Genomic DNA, 20,819 nt, shown 5'->3' with positions numbered 1-20,819 from the left:
ATGGGCATAAAAAAAAGTCCCGATTTTCATCGGGACTTTTCTAAATCTTATATTGAAATACTAGTTTCTAGCAGTTTCAACACGACGGTTTTGGATACGACCTTCTTCAGTATCGTTAGAAGCGATTGGATTAGCTTCACCATTACCTTTAGTAGCAACTTGACTAGCGTTAACGCCAGAGTTTACTAAGTAAGTTTTAACAGAGTTGAGCTCTGTCTTTAGATAACTTCACGTTATATGCAGCAGTACCTTCGCTTGAAGCGTAACCGTTTACAGTTACTTTACCACCGTTTTCACGTAACACTGAAGATAATTTATCTAAAGTAGGGTAAGACTCAGTTTTTAAAACTGAAGAGTTGAAATCGAAACCGATTTTTTCGAAACCAGTTACATTTGAAGTTGAAGTTGAATCAGCAACCATTTTAGGAAGTGGACAACCTGAACCATCAACAGCAGTACCAGCAGGAGTTCCTGGGCATTTGTCAAATTGATCAGCAACACCGTCACCGTCAGTATCTTTTTTCAAATCTTCAACAGATTTCTCAACAGCAGAAACACGGTTTTTCAATGCTTCAACTTCTTGACGTAAAGTTGGATCTTTTAACTCATCGTACATAGTAGCTAATGGGTTAGTCCACTCTAAACTTGGTTTAGCAGAAGAACCTAAAGAGAATTCTAAACCAGCATAACCGTAAGAGAATTTATCTTTAGTTTGACCTTTTGCATAAACTCCGTCTAAATTATCAGCATCAACAAAGTTCATAGTGTAACCTAAGTTAAAGTTAACACGCTCAGAAACTTTGAATTTAACACCAGCACCTACTGGAATGTAGAAACCTTTTACGTAATCTTTTGCATCATGTTTGTCATCAGCAGGACCAGTAGCTTTACCTTTCCAGTCGATAACAGAACCATTGTTTAAAGTGATTTTTGGAGCATAAGCCATATAACCAGCACCAGCAGTTAAGAAGAAACCTACTGAGTTCTCACGACGTAAGAAATCGATAGAACCTAAGTTAACAACACCACGTAAATCTACAGCATATTGTAATTCAGTTTCGAAATCTTTAACAGCTGGGTTAGAAATACCTTCGTTAGTACCAGAAAGTTTACCACGAGTTCCGTTTAATTCTAAACCGAAAGAGTGACCTAATTGTTTACGGATGTTTAAACCGTAACCTAAGTTAGCATCCCATTTGTTGAAGTCGTTAGAACCACCGATAGCTACAACTGGCATTAAAACACCACCGTGTACACCGATAGACCAAGTTCTGTACTGACCTCTACCGCCAAATACCTTGACAGCAGAAGTTGTTGCAGGAGCATCCTGAGCGACAGCAAGAGAAGCTACTCCTGTTAATGCCACTAAAGAAAGCGCAACACTTTTCTTTAAAGTAGAATAATTCATAATCTTTTTTCTTTTTTAAGGGTTAAACAATTTAATTGATTAATTTTTTAGTAAAAGCAAAATTAAACAAAATTTTAAATTTTCAAACTTTTATACAAACTCCGTTCCAAACTTCACGGTAATTAATCATTTTATTACTTTTGGCCATTGCGCATATTAAAATACTATATTCATGAAATATCCAACCATTGATCAGTCATTATTTATTTTAAATAGGAGAAATTTTTCTAAACATCTAAAAAACAATTCATTAGCTATATTTAATTCAAGTGATGAGTTTCCTAGAAGTGGCGATCAAAGCTTTGTTTTTAAACAAAATCCTGATTTATTTTATTTATCAGGAATTGATCAGGAACAAACAATTTTATTATTATATCCCGATTGTCCTAATCCTTTGTACAGAGAAGTCCTGTTTTTAAGACAGACCAACGATTTCATTAAAGTTTGGGAAGGATATAAATATACAAAAGAGCAGGCAAAAGCCGCATCCGGCATTCAGGCTATATATTGGCTGGAAGATTTTGACAACATTTTACATAGTATAGTTAACTATGCCGAACATATTTATTTAAATACCAATGAAAACGACAGGTATGCGCATGAAGTTCCATATCGAGATGTTCGTTTCATTGAAAAAATGAAATCAAAATATCCTTTACATCGTTATGAACGCTCGGCCCCGATTATGCGCAGTTTACGTGCAGTTAAATCTGATGTAGAAATCGAACTCACAAAAAAAGCTTCTGCGATTACTCGCGATGCCTTTATAAGGGTATTGAAATTTACCAGGCCAGGTGTAAAAGAATATGAAATTGAGGCAGAAATTATTCATGAATTTATCCGTCAAGGTGGAACCGGACATGCCTACACACCCATTATTGCTTCAGGCCATAACGCCAACATTCTACATTATACGGATAATAACCAGGAATGTAAAGATGGTGACGTGATCCTATTTGATTTCGGCGCAGAATATGGCAATTACAATGCAGATATGAGCAGGTGTATCCCTGTTAACGGCAGGTTTACCCCAAGACAAAAAGAGGTGTACAATGCAGTTCTGAAAGTAATGAGAGCGTCGGTTAAATTAATAAAGGAGGGTACCATCTGGAATACTTACCATGAGGAAGTAGGAGAAATTATGTCTGAACAGCTAATTAACCTTGGGTTGATCACTTCCGAAGATGTAAAAAACCAAAACCCTGCTTACCCTGCCTATAAAAAATATTTTATGCATGGCAATTCTCACCATTTGGGTATCGATGTGCATGATTTCGCCGGAAGATACACCCCATTTGCCGCAGGTAATATTTTAACTGTTGAGCCAGGCATTTATGTTCCGGCAGAAGGTTTGGGCATCCGTTTGGAAAACAATATTCTCATTACTTCAGATGGTAATGTAGATTTAATGGCTGATATTCCATTGGAAGCGGAAGAAATTGAAGATATTATGAACAGTTAATTAATGTACAGTATCCAGTTTACAATTTCCAGTGCTTAGTTAACCGCTTTAAACAATTAAGCGCTTAACCATTATGCATAAACTCATCCGCAAAGCGGTAAATATTAAAATTATCTTTTTTTAAGGCTGCTTGGATTTTTTCACGCAGCCTTTTTTTATCTATAACCCGCATCTTATCATGTTGAATGATTTTCCATGCTTTTTCTGCAAATAAAAATACACTTCTGCTATTATCCCTTAAATGAGGTTTGATTAACCAATTGCATAATTCAACTATGCCTATATTTTTGTCAGCAACTGTTTTTAAAATAGGAATTGTTTTTGTGCCTTGATGAATAATTTTTTTGAGGTTATTGGCAAATGTATCTGCTCCTGCCCGATCTGCCTTATTAATTACAAAACAATCTGCAATTTCCATTAAGCCTGATTTAATATTCTGAACCTCATCTCCGGATTCGGGCACCAATACAACAACAGTTTTATCTGCCAAACCAGCAATTTCCACTTCGGATTGACCTACACCCACCGTTTCAATTAAAATAAGGTCAAAATTTGAAGCTTTTAAAACATCAACCATTTCAATTGTTTTTGCAGAAATACCACCTAAAGCACCACGGGTAGCCAATGATCTGATAAAAACATTTGGATTGTTAAACTGATTGGCCATCCGGATTCTATCGCCCAACAAGGAACCAAAATTAAAAGGCGAAGTAGGGTCGATAGCCAATATAGCAATCCGCTTATTCGCTGCCGAAAAATGATTGGTTATGGCATTTACCAAAGTGCTTTTGCCTGCTCCGGGTGGGCCGGTTATACCCAAAACTGGAGTATCAATTTTACTATCCAGATCTCTTAAAATCGAATCCGACGGTTTAATATCATTTTCAACAAGCGTTAATGCTCTTGCTAAAACCTTATAATTGCCAGCTTTTATCTCGTTTAAAATGGATAGATGCGTATTCATCAATAAAACTATCTTTGTACAAATTAACAAAATTATTAGCCACATCAGGCTATCAACAACAAATCTGGATGAAAGTTACTGGTTTTACCTTTTTAAGAAATGCAATTGTTAATGATTACCCTGCCAAAGAAGCAATACTTTCGGTACTGCTATTGTGCGATGATTTTATAGTTGCGCTAGGAAACTCTACCGATGGAACTTCAGAAATGGTAAAAAGCATTGATCCAAAAATAAGAACGATTAATACCATTTGGAATGAAAGTATGCGGGAAGGCGGTCGCGTTTTTGCTGATGAAACCAATAAGGCACTGGCAGAAATTAGTGATGATACGGATTGGATGATCTATATCCAGGGCGACGAAGCCATACATGAAGATTATCTTCCCTTGATTAAAAAAGAAATGGAGGCAGAACTCAACAATAATAAGGTTGAAGCCTTGCTTTTAAAATATAAACACTTTTATGCCTCTTATGATTACCTGGCAGAATCGAGGCGCTGGTATAGAAGAGAAGTTAGAATTATTAAAAACTTACCTGGCGTCCATTCTTATCGGGATGCACAAGGGTTTAGAATCAATGATCGAAAACTTAAGGTCAAATTAATCGATGCCTATATATATCACTATGGCTGGGTAAAACCACCAAAAGGATTACAGGGAAAAGTGCGCAACTTTAATCAATTTTACCAAACAGAAGAATGGATTGAAGAAAATTACCCGGTTCAGGATACCTATGATATGCACAACGCCGATCGTTTGGTTCATTTTAAAGGTAGCCATCCAAAAGTAATGCAGGCAAGAATTGAAGCAGCGAACTGGAAATTTGAAAAAAGATTTAACCCAGGAAACCCCTAAAATGAATTTCCGAAGAAGAGTTTTACAAAAAATTGAAGATTTAACCGGATTGCGGTTGTTCGAATACCGGAATTATAGAATTGTGAAATAGGCCTCAATTTAAATCTACTTATATTTACATAATTTTCAATCTGTAAAAAACCCCTGATGAAAAAACCTGATGTTTTAGTAACTTTTGATTCGATGAAAGATGCCAATTGCGGTTATTTTTCATTTGGAAAAGGATTGGGTGATGCATTAATCCAGGAAAACAAAGGAAGATTTAAATTAAAATTTTACGTTTTTAAACATACGCAATACCTTTTTTAATGGCCTGGTTGATCTCATTTATCTATCCAGATTAGACCGGTTATTTTTTAAGGAAAAAAATGATTTCGATGTTGTTCATCTTTCAGATCAGACCTGCAGATTAAGACCCGGCAAAGTAAATGCAAAAAAAATAATGACCGTTCATGATATGAACAAGGTGCATTTAAAATTTAGCAAGCCACATAGAATTCAGGTGTATTTAAAAAAACTGGGTAAGCTAATTGCACAATGTGATAGAATAGTATGTATTTCTCAATTTGTTGCCAACGATGTTTTACACTATTTTCCAGAAGCTGATGGTAAAGTAAGCGTAATTTACAACGGAGCTGATAAACTGATCTCAGCGGAAAAATATATCCCTAGCTTTGTGCCACCAAAACCTTTCTTATTTACTATCGGCTTGTTATCGGTTCAGAAAGGATTTCATCTGCTACCCGCTTTGTTAAAAGAGAATGATTTTCACCTTGTTATTTCAGGCAGGGAAACCCCACATAAACAGAGGATTTTAGAGGAGGCCGAAAAATATAATTGTTTAGACAGGGTTCATATTACCGGGCCAATCTCTGATGAAGACAAAGCGTGGTACTACAAAAACTGCGATGCATTCTTATTCCCTTCAGTTGCCGAAGGTTTCGGGCTTCCTGTTATCGAAGCCATGCATTTTGGAAAACCGGTGTTCCTTTCAAAATTCACTTCTTTGCCCGAAGTTGGTGGCGAGGTTGCTTATTACTTTGATAATTTCGAACCAGAACACATGCAGGAAGTATTTAAAAAAGGCATGAGTGATTTCTTTCAAAATAATCGCTACAATGAGGCGGTTATGCAAGCAGAAAAATTTTCATGGGAAAGAAGCGGCCAGCCAATATTTAAATCTGTATCAGGATTGCCTGATTAACCAGCCTTCAATCTCTTAAATTTACGAAAAGCTTAAAATTCAACTTATATAAGTAAGATTTATATCATCTTATTGATATATATGAAAAACCGTACATTTGCCAGAATCTTATTATATTTTTTTGTCGGCTAGGCACTTGCCTAAGTTCCGTTATATATACAATACATAATGAAAACTTATTTTCGTTTACTATCATTTGCCAAGCCTATAGAGAAGTTTGCAATACCTTATGTTATTACAACATTGCTTTCTATTCTATTTGGAACCTTCAATCTGGCTTTATTATCTCCATTATTTGAAACACTTTTAAATGCTAATAAGCAAACTTGTCAAACCCCAAGTTTAACAGATAAAGCTGCTTCCTCATTCAGTTTACTAGGCAAGTTAAGGGATTTTGTTAACCATTCTATCAAAGTTAACACCATCGAGACTACGCTACTATATATTTGCATCATTATTGTTATTTCGGTATTGCTTTCGAACCTTTTTAGGTATTTCTCCCAACGTTATATGGAAGATTTAAGAGTCCATACATTGCTAAACTTTAGGAAACAGGTTTTTAATAATGTAATGAATCTTCATGTAGGTTATTTTAATAATGAGAGAAAAGGTGATATTATTTCTAAAGTTGCATCGGATGTGCAAGTAGTTCAATTTACCGTTACCAACACACTTCAGGTTGTTTTTAAAGAACCCGTGACACTAATTGTGTATGTTGTTCTCTTATTTAACATATCTACCAAGCTTACCTTATTTTCTTTATTAGTGATTCCAATTTCTGCATTTATTATCAGTAAAATTGTAAAAAGATTAAAGCAACAAGCAAAAGAATCGCACGAATCTTTTGCTAAAATGATCGGCTTTTTAGATGAGGCATTAAGTGGGATTAAAATCATAAAAGCTTTTAATTCCACAGAGCGAATTAAGAATAAATTTAACCAGGAAAATATATTTTATTCCAACTTAACGCGCAAAATGGTCAGACGGCAACAACTTGGCTCACCAGTTTCTGAATTTCTTGGCGTTCTAATGATTTCGATTATTGTTTGGTATGGTGGATCATTAATATTGCATAATGATAAAAATGCTTTAACAGCTTCAGATTTTATTGCTTACATCGCTATTTTTTCTCAGGTAATGCGGCCTGCGAAAGCATTAACAGACTCGTTTAGCGGAATCCACTCTGGAATTGCAGCAGGTGAACGCGTTTTAGACCTAATAGACACTAAACCATTGTTAGTAAATCAACCAAATGCTGAAATACTTAATGGCTTTAACAGCACAATCAGCTTTCAGGATGTATCATTTAATTATGGAGAAAAACAGATTTTGAACTCAATAACTTTCGACATTGAAAAAGGGCAAACAGTGGCGCTTGTTGGCCCATCGGGAGGTGGAAAAAGTACTTTAATGGATCTAATTCCGCGTTTCCATGATCCAAAATCAGGTGCAATAAAAATTGATGGCCACGATTACAGAACACTTACCGTAGAAAGCATCCGGGCACAAATGGGAACTGTTAATCAAGAATCCTTTTTATTTAACGATACAATTTTCAATAACATTGCATTTGCCAAGCCTGATGCGACCATCGAAGAGGTTGTTGCAGCCGCAAAAATTGCAAATGCGCACGATTTTATTGAAAATACAGAAAACGGTTATCAATCTTTTGTTGGGGATAGAGGAAATAAACTTTCGGGTGGGCAAAAACAGCGCGTATGTATTGCCAGGGCTGTATTGGCTAATCCGCCAATTATGTTACTGGATGAGGCAACTTCTGCTTTAGATACAGAATCGGAAAAATTAGTACAGGATGCGTTAAATAATCTGATGAAAAATCGCACTTCTATTGTGATTGCTCACCGTTTAAGTACCATACAACACGCTGATAAAATTGTTGTGATAGATAAAGGTAGTGTGGTAGAAACCGGTAGTCACAATGAATTAATGAATAAAAATGGTTTATACAGGCGTTTAATTGATATGCAGGCTTTTAACGACTAAATATTTAAATGAGGAGAGTACTATTTTTCATGCCTGATAATCCGCTTAAAAAAAATGCGGGCAACAGAACGAGGGCATTGAGCATGTTAAGCTATTTTAAATCAAGAAATTTCGAAATAGATTTTGTTAGCGAGTATTTTACCGGGCGTTGGAATGAAACAGATATTAAAGCATTTGAAGATTCAGGTTTTGCCAACAATACCTACGTGATTAAAAAGAAGCCTACGAAAAAAAATATACTCTTTTATCTTCTATTCTATAAATTGCCAAACTTTTTCTATCAAAATAAGGCATGGCTTTTTCCACTTCAATTTCCTGAATTGGTGACCATGCGATTTAAAAGGTCATTCAAAAAAATTTTAAAAAGCAACAATTACGATTATATCTTTATTAATTATGCAAGTTGGGCAACACTGGTGGAAAATAACCAATTCACAAAAAATGCTGTTAAGGTAATTGATACTCACGATTTTATAACTGCTCAACATCAAAGAAAAAATGATATAGGACAATCTTTTACAGAAGAAATTAGAAGAATTTCTTTATTCGATATTGTTTTAGCCATTTCCGTAGAAGAACAGTATATTTTTAGTCAATTTAGCAAAAATAAGGTTGTATTAGCCCCAATGATGCTTGATAAGCCAGAAAACGGCAACCTTGTAAAAGAAAAACAATATGATTTGATCTATGTGGCAAGTGATAATATCCACAATCAAAAATCTGCTCATTGGTTTTTTAACGAGGTGTATCCACTTTTACCCGGCAATATCCAGATCTGCATAATCGGGCAAATCAATGAACATTTATCAATAAAGGTAGCCAATATTATTTCAATAAATTTCGCCGAAGATTTATCAATCTATTACCAAAATGCGAGAGTAGCACTTTGTCCTATGTTAACAGGCACAGGAACTAAAATAAAAGTAGTAGAAGCATTATCTTTCGGCATCCCGATAGTTTGCAATACCAGAGGTGTTGATGGGCTGATTAACAAAACCAATAACGGTTGCTTGGTGAGTGATGACCCGGTGGAATTTGGAAACAATATCATGAAACTATTAACAAACGAAGCGGAATATAAAAAACAAGCAGAAAATGCATTGATGGCTTTTAGCATGAATTATGAAAAGGAAGAATGCTATAAAAAATTGGATACTGTTTTTCAAATCGTTTAATTCATAACATTATGAAAAAGGTTGCTGTTATTATACCAATTTATCAAGAAATAAGTTATTTGGAGGATATATCTTTAAAACAGTGTTTTAAAGTACTTTCCAAATCCTACCCTATTTTTTTTGTAAAACCTACATCCTTAAATTTAAATACCAATTATCCTTTCACCAGTATCATCAGTTTTGATGATGCGTATTTTAAAGATATAGCAGGCTACAACAAGCTTATGTTATCAGGAGAATTTTACAAGACATTTTTAGATTATGAGTACATCCTGATTCATCAACTAGATGCTTTTATTTTTAAAGATGACCTCAATATTTGGTGTGAAAAAAATATAGATTATGTGGGAGCACCCTGGCTCAGACATAAATATCCAGATGTTATTAAAGCTGTAAAAAATAGTATATTAGGCTATATACACAGAAAATTTGATCTTAGGAAGAAGGTCTCTCTGAGCCGACTGATATTCAGCGGGAGTATAAAGTTGGAAACGGGGGTTTATCTTTACGCAGGACACAAAAATTTCATCAGCTAACAGAACATTTTCATAATAAAATTATAGAATATACTGATAATCAGGCAACCAATTTTAATGAAGATGTTTTTTGGAGCATAGAAGTAAATAGGAAGAAGAAATATTTAAACATACCTTCTTATAAGGAAGCAGTATTTTTTGCATTTGAAGTACCTGTAGACAGAGCCTTCGAACTCACTAACAATGTACTGCCATTCGGGTGCCATGCCTGGAACAAAAATCTGGAAGTGTGGGGGCCTATTTTTAAGGAATTTGGGTATTCTATTTAGGCTACAATCGCATTAGGATCTACTTTTCCTGCTATCGTTCATTGCTTTTAGGTAAGATGCCATGAATTGAGATATGCCAGCATTTTTAATCAATCTAAAACATTCATTTAAGCTAAGCTTTGATTCTTTAATCAATCCACTTAAAATAACCTTATTATGCCTCGAGTTTGATTTTCCAAGCATCTTTTTTTGCACTGAATTTATAAATGAACAGTTTTTTATTAAGTTTTTAATTCTCTTCCTCACTATTACTTCATACTCCGACATCTTTTTCCTGTTCTGACTCATGCTGGTTTTGTGAATCCTAATTAAAGCAAAAGCCTCCTCTACCGGCAAAAAAGAAAAATAGAAATTTCTAAATGCACACGAAATCCAAAAATCCCAATCTTCCAAACTTTTCAAAAACATATCAAAAAAACCTATTTTTTTCAATGAAGATGCTCTAATTAAGGCAGAATTAACCGGCATTATATTTTGCTTAATCAGCATTTCTAAAACTTCATATCCAGAACCATTCAACTTAGGCATCCAGTCATCTTGGTATAAGTTTATACTTCTATAAAGCTCTTCTTTATTGCCGTCTACAAAATAACATGCTATAGTATAAGAGATATCTATATGAGCATTTTTTTCCATCTCCTCAACTTGAAAGCTTAATTTTAGATTGGACAAAAGGTCATCAGCATCTAAAAACTGGATGTATTCTCCAACTGCGTTTTTTATCCCCAGGTTTCTTGCAGCGGATAAGCCCGCATTTGATTGATATAGGTATTTTATTCTGGGATCTTTAGCTGAAAATTCAGCTACAACATCTTTTGTTTTATCTGTCGAACCGTCATCTACAACAATAAGTTCAAAATTTTGATATTTTTGTGCCAGTACCGAATTTAAAGTTTCAGGTAAAAACGACTGATAATTATATGCGGGTACAACAATAGTAACTAAAGGATTTTCCATTTATAACAAAGTTAATTTAAATATGAGTATGTATTTCAGATCATTCAGATTTAAGTAGAAATTATTGATTCAACTCAAGGTATGATCATCATTAAAATAATAGGCGGATTGGGCAATCAGATGTTTCAATATTCTTTCTACAAATCTTTACAAAATAAGGGCTTCAATGTTTATGCAGATTTATCTGATTTTGAAGATTATCATTTACATAATGGCTATGAACTAGGAAGAATTTTTAATTTAACCGTAAGAACGCCAAGCAAATTTATTTTAAATCTATTTAAGCCCAACCAAACGGAATGGCTATTTAGAAAACTTAAAAGAGTTTTAAATTTAAAAAAAACCTATAGGGTAGAGGAAAAGGAATTTAGGTTCGATCCCTCTTTTTTAAGCGATACTAATAAATATTATTTTGGTTACTGGCAAAACGAGGGATATTTCCATGATATAGCTCACCAAATAAGACATGATTTCATTTTTACTAAAATTGTAGATATAGAAAATGAAACAATCCTTCAAAAAATCACAAATACTCAAAGTGTATCGATCCATGTAAGAAGGGGTGATTATTTAAAAGACCCCCTATTAGGCAATATTTGTAATTTACATTATTATGAGGAAGCTATATTGAACATCAATTCAAAAATTAAAGACGCACAATTCTTCGTCTTCTCTGACGACATGGCCTGGTGCAGACAAAATCTTAAATTGGAGAATGTAACCTACATTGATTTGAATAAAGGAAAAAACAGTTATATAGATATGCAATTGATGAGTAACTGCAAGCATAATATTATTGCAAATAGCAGCTTTAGTTGGTGGTGAGGATGGCTAAATAACAATACTAATAAAGTGGTTATTGCTCCAGGAAAATGGGTAAATAACCTTGATAGTACTGAAACTGATATTTGTCCAAAAAACTGGATCAAACTATGAAAAGCCCTAAAATATCAGCATTTATAGCTGCCTATAATGCTTCTGGCTATATAGAAGAATCTATATCTAGTATTTTAAACCAAACCTTTAAAGATTTTGAACTTATAATTATCGACGATGGGTCAACTGATGATACCGCATTTATAGTTAAAAAATTTAATGATCACAGAATTAGGTTTATGCAAAATGAGGGGAATAAGGGATTGCCTTTTACCAGAAACAGGTTGCTTGATTTAGCTAACGGTGAATACATTGCAATTTTAGATAGTGATGATATCGCTTATCCTGATAGGTTTCAGTTACAGTTAAATTTTTTTTCTTCACATCCAGAAGTTGCATTGTGCGGAGGGCATGGTACAATTATAAATGAAAATGGAATAGAAGCCGATAAAAAAATAATTGTGCCAACTGATGACTCGATAAGCATGCATATGTTATTTGCCAATTCTTTCATAAATTCAAGCACAATGTTTAAAACGGAAATCTTCAAAGCACTTAACGGCTATAGAGATTTTGCATTAGCTGAAGATTTCGACCTTTTTACACGGATTTCAGAAAAATATAAAGTAGCAAATATTGATGCCTTTTTAGTTAAATATAGGATACATGGCGAAAATATAACAATAAAAAAATCAGAGGATCAGGGAAAAAACGAACTTGAAGTTCTTAAAAATATTCAAGATAACTTAGGCATGTCGTTTAGCATGAGTAGCTTAAATCTACATAAAGAATTATTAACAAATAATTTAAATGAAGCTCACTTTGCCGGATATCACGAACTATTAATTGCAATGAAAGTTGCCAATGCAAAATCAAAAAGATTTGATATAACTATATTAAATCGGTTTTTATTTAATAAATGGTACGAAATACTGCGGTTAAAAAAATCGAATGCTAAAGCATTAAATTGGTATTTTAAAAAGGAATTATATAGTACAGCGTATTTTAATTTTAAGCAATTCCGAAAAATGTTTAAAATTACGCTTCGCGGATTAATCAGTTAATTCCCCACAATCCATTTCACTTTGGTTTTTCCTATAGCTCTAGCCAGGAAAAAGCTTAGCATATACGTAACTAAAAATCTAATCAGCAGTATTCCGGTATTCTGCAATATGTTAAGCTCAAGAAAATTTAACTTTAAGGGTTGAAAAATTAGGGGAAGTCCTCTGTCAATTATAATCACATGGATGAGATAGATACCGAAAGTAGTTTCCCTGGGGCGTAAATTTTGCTGGAGCCAATTTAAACTGCCGACTTTTAACAATAGCGCAAACATGACCAAAGAATAAATGATATTACTAAAACGTAAGGTATTATAAGCATCCTTTATACCAATATTATTTAGGTAAGTAGATTCTCCAACGGCTATCCAAAAGGTAACAAGTGCTAAAAGGAGGATCGTAAACCACGAAGTGGCCTTTATGATATCCATTATCTTATCATAATACTCATTAAAATAAACGCCGAGCCATAAATAAAATACGAATCCAAAAATTGCTGTAGTATGAGTAGTAGCAATCCAGCCCTGATAAATATTTACACTATAAAACAGCGAAAAGAGGGCCAAAACCAAACCAAACCACAGGTTGTACAAATGCTTTTTAAATAGCAATAAAATAGTAATACAAATAAGAAAATTAAGGATAAACCAATATGGGCTAATGAGTACGATACGGATAAAGGTTTCAACAAAGTATAGAAAAAAGTTACTTCCTATCAACCCCATCTCACTTCCTCTACTATGGGCGATATAACGGTCTAAAACACTTAGCATTATTAACATAAATATCCAGAACAACCATGGTTTAATGGTTTTCTTAAATCTGTTTTTTAAATACTGAAAAGGTGTGTATTCATCAAACTTATGATTAATTAAAAAACCACCAATTAGAAAAAAAGCTATTGTGCTGAATTTAAAAGACTGTATAATAGAACTTTCGACAATGTTTTCAAACTGCCTGCTATAGTGATTTGGCGAAACAACCCCGCAATGCTCAAGAACAATCCCAATCATTGATATACACCTGATTGAATCGACAAAAGAAAAATTCTTTGTTTTAGGTGTTGTAACTTTTATTGGCTCAGTATCCATTGAATATTAATTTTAAAACAGCCTGCGAATATCTACAAAATATGATCTTATATGAAAAATCGAGCAAATTTTAACACACATGTATAAAGAATATTACCCATATCGGGTAGAATACATATTATATCTCTGCAAGAAATATTTTACGCCGCTATAAGTTTACATCATTTAATATTGAGTAAGGCTGAAAGATTTCATTAAATAATTGCGTTATCTTAGTCGAGAGAATAATTAGGACCTAGTATGATTAAAAAAATAATAAAAGCATTTTCTAAAGACAATTCGCATAATATAAAATTCAAAGCCGAATTTAAACAATTGCTTGACTTGGAGAAAAAGTTCAGAAAAACGTTTTTCTTTGGGTGAAGAAAATCTTTATCCATGCTTATTTGATAATACAACAGATACAAGCTTTGATAGGCATTACGTTTATCATCCTGCCTGGGCAGCCAGAATAATCATAAACAATAAGCCTTCTAAGCATATAGACATCTCATCAACGCTACACTTCTGTTCTATGCTCTCAGCAATTTTACCTGTTGAGTTTTATGATTATCGCCCAGCGAAATTAGAAATACAAAACTTGAAATAGTTATCTGGCGACCTAATGAATTTGCCATTTAAATCAGGCTCCATCGAATCGTTATCATGCATGCACACAGAGTAGAAGCACGTTGGCCTAGGCCGTTATGGAGACCCCTTGGATTACGATGCGGATATAAAAGCAGTAAAAGAATTGACGCGGGTATTAGCAATTGGTGGCAATTTGTTATTCGTTGTTCCTCTAGGGGCAAAAGATGTAATCTGTTTTAATGCACATCGCATTTATTCTAAAAATCAGGTGTTGTCATTATTTTCTGATCTAACACTTAAAGAATTTACTTTAATACCTGAAGATGAAGCAGACGGCGGACTGGTAGTTAATCCACCAGACGAACTACTTAAAAAACAATATTATGGCTGTGGCTGCTTTTGGTTTATAAAAGAATAGCTAGCCAAATACAAAATTAGGCTGTATCATAAGTGACACAGCCTCTTTCTTTTAATAATAATTCCTAGCCCTTACAGAGCATTTTCGAATATAAAAAGGGCATCAATCTAATTGATGCCCTTAGCTATTTTTATAGAATACTATTTACAGTTTTCTCGCTACTTCTACTTGTTCGTAAGCTTCAACGATATCCCCAACTTCGATGTTATTAAAGTTCTGGATGTTTAAACCACACTCATAACCTTTATTAACCTCTTTCACATCATCTTTAAAGCGTTTTAACGATGCAAGCTCACCTGTGTACACTACAACGCCATCTCTAACGATACGGATCTTGCTGTTACGGGTAATCTTACCATCCAATACCATACAACCTGCAATGGTACCCACTTTAGTGATTTTGAAAGTCTCGCGAATTTCAACGTTAGCCACAATTTTCTCTTCAAATTCTGGATCCAACATACCTTCCATTGCCGATTTAATCTCATTGATTGCATCGTAAATGATAGAATATAAACGGATATCGATTTGTTCTGCTTCTGCAAGTTTACGTGCACCTGTTGATGGACGAACCTGGAAACCGATAATAATCGCGTCAGATGCTGAAGCTAACAATACATCAGATTCTGAAATCTGACCAACACCCTTACTGATGATATTGATCTGAATCTGCTCAGTAGACAGTTTTAACAATGAATCGGCTAATGCCTCAATCGAACCATCCACATCACCTTTAACAATGATGTTAAGCTCTTTAAAGTTACCAATTGCCAAACGACGGCCGATCTCATCCAATGTAATGTGTTTCTGAGTACGTAATCCCTGCTCACGTTGCAATTGCATACGTTTATTTGCAATATCACGTGCTTCAGTTTCACTTTCTAAAGCATTAAATCGATCACCTGCTGTAGGTGCACCTTGCATACCCAAAACCTGTACCGGTTGTGATGGACCTGCTGAATCTACTTTAGCACCACGCTCGTTGGTTAATGCTTTTACACGTCCGCTGTAACTACCTGCTAAGATTGGATCTCCAACCCTTAATGTACCAGCCTGAACCAATACTGTAGTTACAATACCACGTCCTTTATCTAATGCCGACTCAATTACAGTTCCTGTAGCTCTCTTATTCGGATTTGCTTTAAGTTCTAATAATTCAGCCTCTAATAATACTTTATCTAATAGTAAATCAACGTTTAAGCCACTTTTGCTTGAAATTTCCTGTGATTGATATTTACCACCCCAATCTTCAACCAAAATATTCATTACCGATAACTGCTCACGTACTTTATCTGCATTTGCACCTGGTTTATCTACTTTAGTAAAAGCAAATACCAATGGTACACCTGCTGCTTGTGCGTGGTTAATTGCCTCTTTTGTTTGAGGCATCACTGCATCATCCGCAGCAATAACTATAATTGCAATATCTGCTGCCTTGGCACCACGTGCACGCATCGCGGTAAAGGCTTCGTGACCTGGAGTATCTAAGAAAGTTACTTTTTTACCGGTTGGCGTAGTTACCATGTAAGCACCAATGTGCTGTGTAATACCACCGGCCTCACCAGCCACTACATTTGCTTTACGGATATAATCCAGCAATGAGGTTTTACCGTGATCGACGTGACCCATAATCGTTACAACCGGAGCTCTTTCGATTAAATCTGCCTCGTTATCTTCTTCCTCAATTACATTTTCTTCATCTTCATCTGGTTTAACGAATTGAATTTCGTAACCAAACTCATCTGCTACAATAGTCAGCGTTTCAGCATCTAAACGCTGGTTGATGGAAACAAACATACCAAGACTCATACAAGTACCAATAATTTTGGTAACCGGTACATCCATCATGCTTGCTAACTCGTTAGCCGTAACAAACTCTGTTACTTTTAATATTTTCGATTGCGATTCAAGCTCATTTGCAGCTTCTTCAGCATTAAACGCTACATCATCACGTTTCTGACGACGCAATTTAGCACGTTGTGCAAATTTTCCAGATTTACCTGCTCCACTTAAACGGGCAAGTGTTGCTTTAATCTGATCTTGAATTTCTTTCTCAGTAGGTTCTTCTTTAGGGCCGCTAGGGGGAGCATTTCTATTTTGGAAACCTGGTCTATTATTGTTGTTATTTCTATTGCCCTGATATGGAGTTCCTCCTTGCCCGGCTGGTCTGTTACCCTGGTATGGTGTGCCACCTCCAGGTCTGTTGCCTTGATAAGGCTGACGAGGTTGCCCTGGCGCGCCAGTTTGACCTTGCCCCTGTCCTGCAGGATTATTTTGACCTTGCTGACCTTGACCTCCATGTTGACCTGGCTGACCTGGTGCTCCCGGAGTTTTTTTACGTTTACGCTTGCGTTTTGCAGCCTCACTATCACTAGATGATGCTACCGGACCATTTCTTCTATCTGGAACGGTTGGTAAAACAATTTTACCAATAATGTTCGGTCCAGTTAATTTAACAGTACGCGCTTTAATTACTTCAGGCTCGTTGCTTGCCGGTTTTACTTCAGCTGGTTTTTCTTCCACTTTTGGTTGTTCAACTGGTTTTGCAGGCTCTGGAGCTTTAACAACTGGTGTTTCTACAACTGGTGCAGGCGTAGCAGGTGTTTCTTCCTTTTTAACCTCAACCAGTTTTTCTTCAGCTTTTGGCTGTTCAACTGGTTTTACAGGTTCTGGTGATTTAGCTGCTGGTGCCACAGGCGCTTCTTCGCGCTTAACCGGGCGTGTTTTAGAGTTAAGATCGTTTAAATCAATCTTTCCTACAATTTTAACACCTGGTAATCCAGTTTCTTCAACCTTATCTTCTGCTTTTGCTTCTTTTACTGGCTCAACTGCTGCCGCAGGTGCTGGTGTTGGCGCTGGCGTTTCTACCTTAGGTGTTTCTACAACCTTTGGTTTTTCTACCGGTGGAGGAGTAAACGACTGAGCATTTTTTATTAAAATCTCTTCGTTTTTCTCAAAATCGGTATTCTTCTTCGGCGCTTCTACTGGCTTTTCAGTCTCAGGCTCGTCACGACGTATTTTACCAATCACTATTTGTTTGGCTTCTTCTCTTACGATCTTATCTCCCTGATACTCTTTCAATAAGGCATTATACATGTCTCCCGTAAGTTTAAACATAGGGCTTTTCTCGGCAGAGAACCCCTTTTTGTTTAAAAAACTCAACGGCCGTACCCATGCCTATATTAAGTTCTTTAATAGCTTTAATTAAAATGATTGGTTTGTCGTCTGACATTTAGCTCCTGTTATTGTTTTTTATTTAATACAAAAGTAGTGTTTATTTGGCAATTACACCACTTATTCAAATTCTGACTTCAAAATTTGAACCACTTCTTTAATGGTTTCCTCTTCAAGGTCGGTGCGTTTCACTAAATCTTCTACTGTAAGTGCTAATACACTCTTAGCAGTATCGCAACCGATAGCCTTTAATTCATCAATGATCCAGCTATCAATCTCATCTGAGAATTCTTCTAAATCAACATCTTCATCACTTTCTTCTCCAGCCTCGCGGTATACATCAATTTCGTAACCGGTTAGTTTACCAGCCAGTTTAATGTTATGTCCACCGCGGCCAATTGCCAATGAAACCTGATCTGGTTTTAAATAAACCGATGCATGTTTGGTTTCATCATCCAATTTAATGGAAGTGATTTTTGCCGGGCTTAAAGCACGGGTAATGTATAATGAAATATTATTTGTGAAATTAATCACGTCAATATTTTCGTTTTTCAATTCGCGAACAATACCATGAATACGCGATCCTTTCATACCCACACAGGCACCTACCGGATCAATACGGTCATCATACGATTCTACAGCAACTTTTGCACGCTCGCCCGGTTCGCGTACGATTTTTTTGATGGTAATTAAACCATCGAAAATTTCCGGAACCTCTTGCTCGAACAAACGTTGTAAAAATTCTGGCGCTGTTCTAGAAATGATAATTTTCGGATTTGCGTTAATCATTTCTACTTTAGAGATCACTGCTCTCACAGAATCACCTTTTTTGAAATAATCTGCAGGAATCTGCTCCGTTTTAGGCATTAAAAGTTCATTACCCTCATCATCCAAAACCAAAGTTTCTTTTTTCCAAACCTGGTAAACTTCTCCAGTAACGATTTCGCCTACCCTATCTTTATATTTTTTGAAAATTTCATCTTTCTCTAACTCCAATACTTTAGAAACCAAAGTTTGGCGTGCTGCTAAAATTGCCCTGCGACCAAAACTTTCTAATGTAATCTGCTCGATATAATCATCGCCAACTTCCAAAGTGTTATCTAATTTAGCTACTTCAGCAAGTTCGATCTCTAAATCATCATCCTCAGAAAAGCCATCTTCCATTACTTTTCTCGTTCTCCAGATCTCCAAATCTCCGTTATCAGGGTTCACAATAACATCACAGTTTTCGTCTGTTCCGTATTTTTTACGCAACATGCTACGAAAAACTTCTTCCAGCACACTGATCACCGTTGGGCGATCTATATTTTTGAAATCTTTAAACTCTTGGAAAGAGTCGATCAAATTAATTGTTGTAGTACTCATTTTTACTTAAATGAAATTAACACACTTGTTTCTAATATATCATTAAACGGAACATTTGTTTCAATGGTTACCGCCTTTTTTCCCTTTTCTTTAACCGATTCTTCAATCAGCAGGTTATTTTCTGTTACTTCCAGCAGTTTTCCTTCCTTTTTTAAGCCTTCTTTCAATTTAATACTTACCGTACGGCCAATATTTTTATTGTACTGACGGATCAGTTTTAAAGGCTCACCAACACCCGGAGAAGAAACTTCTAAATTATAAGCCTGTTCTATTGTGTTTTCTTCTTCGAGATGAAAACCAACATGCCTGCTTATTGCCACACAATCCTGTATGCTAATGCCTTCGTCGCCATCAACATGGATAATCAGCTTATTGTTTGGCAACATTTTTACTTCAACCAAAAACAGTTCTGGCCGATCTGCTATCTTTTCCTCTACGAGGACTGCAACTCTCTTTTCTACCTGCATATTTTAACCTGATTTCATAGAAAAAGGGGACACTGTCCCCTTCTCTTTTCTTCGATTACGATGCAAATGTACTAAAATTTTACAAAAAATCAAACAGTTGCTGTAATTATTATGCTGATTATTACCGCTTAAGTGTTTGTCGTTGTGCTTGTAAATTATGTTTTGCAGTACCCGAAATAAGATTTCCCACGGTTGCAAATTTTACACCCAAATAACTTTCGACTAAATAATCTTTTCCTTGTACAAAGGGCATAGCGGGACTAAAAACCAACGAATCGCCTACAATTTTAATCTTCCCGGGCACAATCAATTCATCTTGTATACTATCCTGATCACCCGGCTTTATTAAAACCGAAATTAAATTAAGTGTATCAATGTTAGCTTTATAGGCATTTTTAGCCTGCAACAGGCTCGCCTCGTCAATATTTTTAATTACTATTGAAGTGCTGTCTACCGAAAACTTAATTATCGGTTTGTTGTTTGTATTCGAACATGAAAGTACAAACATGAAAACAACTATTAAAACCGTGTATTTTAAAAAGCATTTAAACATTAACAAAAATAAACATTTATGAGATTTATTATCGAAATCCTTTTAATGGGATTAGCCTTTTTTATTGGCGCAAGACTTGTGCCTGGTGTAACTATAGATGGTTACGGAAACGCCATTATCGCCGCGGTTTTAATTGCACTTGCTAACGCAACCATCGGGTTTATTTTAAGGTTGTTAACTTTTCCGGTAAATTTCTTAACGCTTGGCCTGGTATCATTCATTATTACCGTACTGATGATTTTATTGGTGGATAAAATGATGACTTCTTTTAACACTTCAGGCTTTATTGCAGCTGCATTTTTAGCCATAGTTGTTGCCCTGATCAAAGCAGTATTTAGTGCGGTAGCCGGAGAGAAAGAATAGTTCGGAGTCGCTGAGTCGGTAGTCATGAGTCGAATTGGACTAAGGACT

At 35.4% G+C, this 20,819-nt stretch carries 19 protein-coding genes and 3 pseudogenes; 13 read left to right on the top strand and 9 right to left on the bottom strand.

Annotated features, from left to right (window positions below; translation table 11 throughout):
* Positions 1–60: 60 nt before the first annotated feature.
* Positions 61–150 (bottom strand): annotated as a pseudogene (locus AC0IWE_RS22075) (hypothetical protein); the annotation flags it as partial.
* A 46-nt stretch (positions 151–196) separates the two neighbouring features.
* Complete coding sequence (locus AC0IWE_RS22070) at positions 197–1,408, bottom strand: OmpA family protein (RefSeq protein WP_471794746.1); 1,212 nt, start codon at positions 1,406–1,408, stop codon at positions 197–199.
* Positions 1,409–1,580: 172 nt separating this feature from the next.
* Between AC0IWE_RS22070 and AC0IWE_RS22065 the strand changes: the two genes are divergently transcribed.
* Entirely contained in the window at positions 1,581–2,870 is a 1,290-nt protein-coding gene (locus AC0IWE_RS22065) for an aminopeptidase P family protein (RefSeq protein WP_471794745.1), read from the top strand.
* 64 nt (positions 2,871–2,934) lie between these two features.
* Here AC0IWE_RS22065 and meaB read toward each other — a convergent pair whose 3' ends face one another.
* Entirely contained in the window at positions 2,935–3,834 is a 900-nt protein-coding gene (gene meaB / locus AC0IWE_RS22060) for a methylmalonyl Co-A mutase-associated GTPase MeaB (RefSeq protein WP_471794744.1), read from the bottom strand.
* Between the two features lie 14 nt (positions 3,835–3,848).
* Here meaB and AC0IWE_RS22055 point away from each other — a divergent pair, with 14 nt between their 5' ends.
* From AC0IWE_RS22055 to AC0IWE_RS22025, 7 genes are all read left to right on the top strand, one after another.
* Entirely contained in the window at positions 3,849–4,688 is an 840-nt protein-coding gene (locus AC0IWE_RS22055; RefSeq protein WP_471794743.1) for a glycosyltransferase family protein, read from the top strand.
* Positions 4,689–4,835: 147 nt separating this feature from the next.
* The gene (locus AC0IWE_RS22050; RefSeq protein ID WP_471794742.1) at positions 4,836–4,997 is read left to right on the top strand and encodes a hypothetical protein; all 162 of its coding nucleotides are present in this window, start codon (positions 4,836–4,838) and stop codon (positions 4,995–4,997) included.
* Positions 4,978–5,892: a glycosyltransferase family 4 protein gene (locus tag AC0IWE_RS22045; protein ID WP_471794811.1), complete on the top strand. Its 915-nt coding sequence runs from the start codon at positions 4,978–4,980 to the stop codon at positions 5,890–5,892. The genes AC0IWE_RS22050 and AC0IWE_RS22045 overlap by 20 nt, the downstream gene beginning before the upstream one ends.
* A 168-nt stretch (positions 5,893–6,060) precedes the next feature.
* Complete coding sequence (locus tag AC0IWE_RS22040; protein WP_463492270.1) at positions 6,061–7,896, top strand: ABC transporter ATP-binding protein; 1,836 nt, start codon at positions 6,061–6,063, stop codon at positions 7,894–7,896.
* Positions 7,897–7,904: 8 nt separating this feature from the next.
* Positions 7,905–9,071, top strand: coding sequence for a glycosyltransferase (locus AC0IWE_RS22035; RefSeq protein ID WP_471794741.1), 1,167 nt, complete (start codon positions 7,905–7,907; stop codon positions 9,069–9,071).
* 11 nt (positions 9,072–9,082) lie between these two features.
* Entirely contained in the window at positions 9,083–9,607 is a 525-nt protein-coding gene (locus AC0IWE_RS22030) for a DUF5672 family protein (RefSeq protein WP_471794740.1), read from the top strand.
* Positions 9,538–9,876, top strand: coding sequence for a DUF5672 family protein (locus AC0IWE_RS22025; protein ID WP_471794810.1), 339 nt, complete (start codon positions 9,538–9,540; stop codon positions 9,874–9,876). The genes AC0IWE_RS22030 and AC0IWE_RS22025 overlap by 70 nt, the downstream gene beginning before the upstream one ends.
* Positions 9,877–9,888: 12 nt before the next feature.
* Here AC0IWE_RS22025 and AC0IWE_RS22020 read toward each other — a convergent pair whose 3' ends face one another.
* Complete coding sequence (locus AC0IWE_RS22020) at positions 9,889–10,833, bottom strand: glycosyltransferase family 2 protein (protein ID WP_471794739.1); 945 nt, start codon at positions 10,831–10,833, stop codon at positions 9,889–9,891.
* An 81-nt stretch (positions 10,834–10,914) separates the two neighbouring features.
* Between AC0IWE_RS22020 and AC0IWE_RS22015 the strand changes: the two genes are divergently transcribed.
* Positions 10,915–11,658 carry an alpha-1,2-fucosyltransferase gene (locus AC0IWE_RS22015; RefSeq protein ID WP_471794738.1) on the top strand — a complete coding sequence of 248 codons (744 nt, stop codon included), beginning with the start codon at positions 10,915–10,917 and terminating at the stop codon, positions 11,656–11,658.
* A gap of 107 nt (positions 11,659–11,765) precedes the next feature.
* Positions 11,766–12,773, top strand: coding sequence for a glycosyltransferase family 2 protein (locus AC0IWE_RS22010; protein WP_471794737.1), 1,008 nt, complete (start codon positions 11,766–11,768; stop codon positions 12,771–12,773).
* On the opposite strand, the gene AC0IWE_RS22005 is transcribed toward AC0IWE_RS22010, so the two are convergent.
* On the bottom strand, positions 12,770–13,861 hold the full coding sequence (locus AC0IWE_RS22005; protein ID WP_471794736.1) for an acyltransferase family protein: 1,092 nt from the start codon (positions 13,859–13,861) through the stop codon (positions 12,770–12,772). The two genes, AC0IWE_RS22010 and AC0IWE_RS22005, sit on opposite strands and share 4 nt — an antisense overlap.
* A gap of 319 nt (positions 13,862–14,180) precedes the next feature.
* Here AC0IWE_RS22005 and AC0IWE_RS22000 point away from each other — a divergent pair, with 319 nt between their 5' ends.
* Both AC0IWE_RS22000 and AC0IWE_RS21995 read left to right on the top strand, forming a co-directional pair.
* Positions 14,181–14,450, top strand: a complete 270-nt coding sequence (locus tag AC0IWE_RS22000; RefSeq protein WP_471794735.1) for a hypothetical protein — start codon at positions 14,181–14,183, stop codon at positions 14,448–14,450.
* An 87-nt stretch (positions 14,451–14,537) separates the two neighbouring features.
* Positions 14,538–14,849 (top strand): annotated as a pseudogene (locus AC0IWE_RS21995) (DUF268 domain-containing protein); the annotation flags it as partial.
* Positions 14,850–14,993: 144 nt separating this feature from the next.
* Here AC0IWE_RS21995 and infB read toward each other — a convergent pair.
* The 4 genes and pseudogenes from infB to AC0IWE_RS21975 all read right to left on the bottom strand — a co-directional run bounded on the left by infB (position 14,994) and on the right by AC0IWE_RS21975 (position 20,363).
* Positions 14,994–18,081: pseudogene (infB, locus tag AC0IWE_RS21990) on the bottom strand (translation initiation factor IF-2).
* Between the two features lie 62 nt (positions 18,082–18,143).
* Entirely contained in the window at positions 18,144–19,388 is a 1,245-nt protein-coding gene (gene nusA, locus AC0IWE_RS21985) for a transcription termination factor NusA (protein WP_055909189.1), read from the bottom strand.
* 2 nt (positions 19,389–19,390) lie between these two features.
* Positions 19,391–19,855 (bottom strand): ribosome assembly cofactor RimP, encoded by a 465-nt coding sequence (rimP, locus tag AC0IWE_RS21980; RefSeq protein ID WP_055909192.1) that lies wholly within the window; start codon positions 19,853–19,855, stop codon positions 19,391–19,393.
* A gap of 121 nt (positions 19,856–19,976) precedes the next feature.
* On the bottom strand, positions 19,977–20,363 hold the full coding sequence (locus AC0IWE_RS21975; RefSeq protein ID WP_157255409.1) for a hypothetical protein: 387 nt from the start codon (positions 20,361–20,363) through the stop codon (positions 19,977–19,979).
* A gap of 63 nt (positions 20,364–20,426) precedes the next feature.
* On the opposite strand from AC0IWE_RS21975, the gene AC0IWE_RS21970 reads away from it, so the two are divergent.
* Positions 20,427–20,771 (top strand): phage holin family protein, encoded by a 345-nt coding sequence (locus tag AC0IWE_RS21970; protein WP_055909197.1) that lies wholly within the window; start codon positions 20,427–20,429, stop codon positions 20,769–20,771.
* The last annotated feature ends 48 nt before the right edge of the window (positions 20,772–20,819 follow it).

The sequence above is a fragment of the Pedobacter sp. AC402 genome, from assembly GCF_979252805.1.
Note: the sequence above shows the minus strand (reverse complement) of the source record. Positions and strands in the feature narration are given on the sequence as shown.

What these genes read in the sequence shown, in the direction of transcription:
- AC0IWE_RS22070 (WP_471794746.1), bottom strand. Translation starts at nt 1,408, where the DNA reads ATGAATTATTCTACTTTAAAGAAAAGTGTTGCGCTTTCTTTAGTGGCA.
- AC0IWE_RS22065 (WP_471794745.1), top strand. Translation starts at nt 1,581, where the DNA reads ATGAAATATCCAACCATTGATCAGTCATTATTTATTTTAAATAGGAGA.
- meaB (WP_471794744.1), bottom strand. Translation starts at nt 3,834, where the DNA reads ATGAATACGCATCTATCCATTTTAAACGAGATAAAAGCTGGCAATTAT.
- AC0IWE_RS22050 (WP_471794742.1), top strand. Translation starts at nt 4,836, where the DNA reads ATGAAAAAACCTGATGTTTTAGTAACTTTTGATTCGATGAAAGATGCC.
- AC0IWE_RS22040 (WP_463492270.1), top strand. Translation starts at nt 6,061, where the DNA reads ATGAAAACTTATTTTCGTTTACTATCATTTGCCAAGCCTATAGAGAAG.
- AC0IWE_RS22035 (WP_471794741.1), top strand. Translation starts at nt 7,905, where the DNA reads ATGAGGAGAGTACTATTTTTCATGCCTGATAATCCGCTTAAAAAAAAT.
- AC0IWE_RS22030 (WP_471794740.1), top strand. Translation starts at nt 9,083, where the DNA reads ATGAAAAAGGTTGCTGTTATTATACCAATTTATCAAGAAATAAGTTAT.
- AC0IWE_RS22020 (WP_471794739.1), bottom strand. Translation starts at nt 10,833, where the DNA reads ATGGAAAATCCTTTAGTTACTATTGTTGTACCCGCATATAATTATCAG.
- AC0IWE_RS22015 (WP_471794738.1), top strand. Translation starts at nt 10,915, where the DNA reads ATGATCATCATTAAAATAATAGGCGGATTGGGCAATCAGATGTTTCAA.
- AC0IWE_RS22010 (WP_471794737.1), top strand. Translation starts at nt 11,766, where the DNA reads ATGAAAAGCCCTAAAATATCAGCATTTATAGCTGCCTATAATGCTTCT.
- AC0IWE_RS22005 (WP_471794736.1), bottom strand. Translation starts at nt 13,861, where the DNA reads ATGGATACTGAGCCAATAAAAGTTACAACACCTAAAACAAAGAATTTT.
- nusA (WP_055909189.1), bottom strand. Translation starts at nt 19,388, where the DNA reads ATGAGTACTACAACAATTAATTTGATCGACTCTTTCCAAGAGTTTAAA.
- rimP (WP_055909192.1), bottom strand. Translation starts at nt 19,855, where the DNA reads ATGCAGGTAGAAAAGAGAGTTGCAGTCCTCGTAGAGGAAAAGATAGCA.
- AC0IWE_RS21975 (WP_157255409.1), bottom strand. Translation starts at nt 20,363, where the DNA reads ATGTTTGTACTTTCATGTTCGAATACAAACAACAAACCGATAATTAAG.
- AC0IWE_RS21970 (WP_055909197.1), top strand. Translation starts at nt 20,427, where the DNA reads ATGAGATTTATTATCGAAATCCTTTTAATGGGATTAGCCTTTTTTATT.